Source organism: Nocardiopsis sp. KDC1DS13DA1, assembly GCF_055632325.1.
Genome location: NZ_JBVMUY010000064.1, coordinates 1 through 454, shown reverse-complemented (window position 1 = coordinate 454; position 454 = coordinate 1). Strand labels below are relative to the sequence as shown.

Annotated in this window: 1 protein-coding gene; it reads right to left on the bottom strand. The window is 67.0% G+C overall.

All coding sequences use genetic code 11. The features are described from left to right. Positions 1-454 (bottom strand): ATP-binding cassette domain-containing protein (locus tag ACTVAJ_RS29345; protein WP_470391550.1); only part of this gene is annotated, 454 nt, incomplete at both ends.

Below are 454 nucleotides of genomic sequence, written 5' to 3'. Positions count from 1 at the left end.
CCCCCCGAGAACGCGTGCGGGAACCGGTTGTAGTGATCGGGCTCCAACCCCACCCGCTCCAACAACCCCTGCACCTCACGCCGGATCCTGCGCGTGTCACGCTCCCCCTGCACCCGCAACGCGGTACCGATCGCGTCCCCCACCGTCACCCGCGGGTTCAACGACGAATACGGGTTCTGGAACACCATCTGCACGTCCCGACGCAACGGACGCAACTCCCGATCCGACATGTGCGTGATGTCACGGCCCTCGAACTCCACCCGGCCCCGGGTGGGCTCCAACAACCGCATCACCATCCGCGACAGGGTCGACTTACCCGACCCCGACTCCCCCACGACCCCCAGCGTCTCCCCCTTGTACAGATCGAAGGAGACCCCCTTGACCGCCCAGAAGTCCGACGCCCGACCCCACAGCCCACCACGGACCTTGAAGCACTGCGCCACATCCTCCACCC